The sequence below is a fragment of the Candidatus Aquicultor sp. genome, from assembly GCF_054640775.1.
Window position 1 is genome coordinate 1 of the sequence record NZ_JBTSLF010000311.1, and the last position, 2,734, is coordinate 2,734.

General features: G+C 47.8%; 5 protein-coding genes. 1 reads left to right on the forward strand and 4 read right to left on the reverse strand.

Features of this window, described 5'->3' with window-relative positions; all coding sequences use genetic code 11:
- Positions 1-342: DUF1844 domain-containing protein (locus ACYC56_RS14600; RefSeq protein ID WP_461374900.1), on the reverse strand; the 342-nt coding region annotated here is incomplete at its 3' end.
- A gap of 318 nt (positions 343-660) precedes the next feature.
- Between ACYC56_RS14600 and ACYC56_RS14605 the strand changes: the two genes are divergently transcribed.
- The gene (locus tag ACYC56_RS14605) at positions 661-882 is read left to right on the forward strand and encodes a DUF2905 domain-containing protein (protein ID WP_461374901.1); all 222 of its coding nucleotides are present in this window, start codon (positions 661-663) and stop codon (positions 880-882) included.
- 16 nt (positions 883-898) lie between these two features.
- On the opposite strand, the gene rfaE2 is transcribed toward ACYC56_RS14605, so the two are convergent.
- The 3 genes from rfaE2 to ACYC56_RS14620 form a co-directional block, all read right to left on the reverse strand.
- Positions 899-1,390: a D-glycero-beta-D-manno-heptose 1-phosphate adenylyltransferase gene (rfaE2, locus tag ACYC56_RS14610; protein ID WP_461374902.1), complete on the reverse strand. Its 492-nt coding sequence runs from the start codon at positions 1,388-1,390 to the stop codon at positions 899-901.
- Entirely contained in the window at positions 1,387-2,151 is a 765-nt protein-coding gene (locus ACYC56_RS14615; protein WP_461374903.1) for a double zinc ribbon domain-containing protein, read from the reverse strand. The genes rfaE2 and ACYC56_RS14615 overlap by 4 nt, the downstream gene beginning before the upstream one ends.
- Positions 2,109-2,734: isocitrate/isopropylmalate family dehydrogenase (locus ACYC56_RS14620; RefSeq protein ID WP_461374904.1), on the reverse strand; the 626-nt coding region annotated here is incomplete at its 5' end. The genes ACYC56_RS14615 and ACYC56_RS14620, both read right to left, overlap by 43 nt.

Consider the following 2,734-nt stretch of genomic DNA (forward strand, 5'->3'; position numbering starts at 1 on the left):
TTGTTTTTCTTCATCTGATAAATTCCCCTGGGTTTTGTCTTTCAGCATGGCCAGGGTATCGATCGCGTGCTTGGCCAAGGGTAAATCTTTTTGCTTTTCCCCTGAAACCGGGTGGGGGAATTCCCCTAAATGGAACAAGACCTCGGTGCTCAAAGAGACTATAAAAGTTGCGAAATTAACTTCGGGCAAAGGAGGATGTGGGGGGGATTCTTTCTGTTCAACCTGTTCCTGAATTTTTTCCTCTTGTGGGGTGCTTTCCCTCACCGCAGATTCCTTTTCCGGTTCCGAAAAAATTTTCCTGCGGTCCTTAAATACAAAGCCTTTTTCTTCATTTTCGGACATGGCCCGCCTTCCTCCTCAATTTCTTTTTTTTCATCCTTTTTCAATGGTTACAATTTTACTGTATAATAAGGATGAATTGTAAAAAAATCAATACCTCTTTCCTCTGAGTTTATAACCCTAAGGGATTATGTGTAAATTATCGCCTTCCTCTGTTCCTCTGATGCCGGAACCTGGAATATGAAAATGAGTTTGCTGAAAGGTGATTAACATGCATTCTTTCCGTTTTTAGTCGGGGGAGTTGTTAAGGTTATTGACACTTGACAATGAAAGAAGTTAAAATAAAAACTATCAATAAACTCTGAGGATATATATAAAATTATGAATTCTTTTGAGAGCTTAGGGAAGGCACTGCTCTTTTTTGGTCTGATCCTGGTGGTGGTCGGTACAATTTTCCTTCTCTGGCCCAAGATCCCCTGGATTGGGAAATTGCCCGGAGATATATTCGTTAAGGGAGAGAAGGTTTCTTTTTATTTCCCGATCGCCACCTGTATCATCATCAGTATTCTTCTGACCGTTTTGTTTTCCCTCTTCAAACGTTAACTCGAGAAATGACCCTTCAGGCGTCACTTTTACCATAACGGGAAATAATTCTATTGATGATTTCCGAGGTGGAAATCGAAGGGACTAACTCCACCCTGCGCACTTCCCCACCATAGGAACTCACCAGATCGGCTCCGATGATTTTGTCCATGGACCAGTCCGCCCCTTTAACCAGAATGTCGGGCCTGACTTCTTCAATTAACTTATAAGGATCAGCTTCATCAAAGAGGACTATATAGTCCACACACTCCAGGGCGGCCAAAACCTCGGCCCGTTGCGCTTCCGATATTAAGGGGCGCGCCGGATCTTTAATCTCTCCTACGGATTGATCGCTGTTTAAACCGATGACCAAGCAATCTCCTAAGAGCCTGGCCTCCTGGAGATAGCGGACATGGCCGACATGGAGGAGATCAAAACATCCATTAGTGAAGACGATTTTTTGTTTTTTTCTTTTGAGATCGCTGATCAACCCGGCAATCTGAGGGCGAGCAATAATTTTATTTTTCATTCCGTTCCTACTCGGGCCAGGGTCAAAATAATGATTTCTCTGGCCCCGGATTTTTTTAAAACCTTGGCGCATTCGTTTACCGTCGCTCCGGTAGTAAAGACATCATCAACCAAAAGAAGGCGTTTGTCCAATATTTCCTGCTTTTTCCTGACGGCAAAGGCCCCCCGGACATTCTTGGCACGTTCCGAATGATCAAGCTGAACCTGAGGGATGGTATTTCTGACCCGCCTGAGTGCCCCGGTTAAGACCTTCTTGTGGTGGATTTTTCCCAGGGTTTTTCCTAAAAGAAGGGCTTGATTAAAACCCCGTTCCCGCAGCCGGACCGGATGAAGCGGGACCGGGATGATGGCCTCAAAGGGTATATTTTCTAAATTAATTTTGTTCCAGAACCAGCTTAAGGGGCGGGCAAGATTGACCTCTCCTTGATATTTAAAACGCTGGATGGCCTCGGCCAGAACGCCTTGATACAGGGCTGCCGCCCGGCCCCAATCAAAAGATGTCTTCTCCCGGAGGCAGTCGGCACATAAGTGCGAAGTCGACCCTTTGGGGAATGGCCGGCCGCAGCGGGGACAATAGGGATCGAACAGCCATTTAATATCTTTTTCGCAGGCTGGGCACAGTCCGGGAATTTCTTCACCCTGGATATTTAATAAGGTACGGCAAAAATGGCATTTCTCCGGGAAGAAGAGGGAAACGAATCCGGACCCCCAGGGACCCTTTATCCCAGGCGCTCGATTAGAGACTGGCCAAATTGGGAACATGAAACCTCATGGGCACCGGACATTTGGCGGGCCAGATCATAGGTGACAACGCCTTCCGAGATAGTCCTTTGAATAGCCGTGTAAATCGAGTCCGCTGCTTCCTGCCAGCCCAGATGTTCCAAGAGCAGGGCACCGGAAAGGATCAAAGACCCCGGGTTTACCTTGTTCATACCGGCATATTGAGGGGCCGAGCCGTGGGTGGCTTCAAATATCGCGCAATCATCCCCCAGGTTGGCCCCCGGGGCCATGCCCAAGCCCCCAACCTGGGCCGCCAGGGCATCGGAAAGATAGTCCCCGTTCAGATTACCGGTGGCAATAACCGAGTATTCGGAAGGGCGCAAAAGGACTTGCTGGAACATCATGTCGGCAATCCGGTCCTTGATGATGACTTTTCTCAGAGATTGTTTGTCGTCGGGTTGCCGGTCATATTCCGCTTCAGTCAAGGTTTCATTGGGGAATTCTTTCTGGGCCAGTTCATAACCCCAAGTGCGAAAGGCCCCTTCGGTAAACTTCATGATGTTACCTTTATGGACCAGTGTGACACTCGGTTTGCTGCGGCGTAAGGCATATTCGATGGCCCGGC

What these genes read in the sequence shown, in the direction of transcription:
- ACYC56_RS14605 (WP_461374901.1), top strand. Translation starts at nt 661, where the DNA reads ATGAATTCTTTTGAGAGCTTAGGGAAGGCACTGCTCTTTTTTGGTCTG.
- rfaE2 (WP_461374902.1), bottom strand. Translation starts at nt 1,390, where the DNA reads ATGAAAAATAAAATTATTGCTCGCCCTCAGATTGCCGGGTTGATCAGC.
- ACYC56_RS14615 (WP_461374903.1), bottom strand. Translation starts at nt 2,151, where the DNA reads ATGTTCCCAATTTGGCCAGTCTCTAATCGAGCGCCTGGGATAAAGGGT.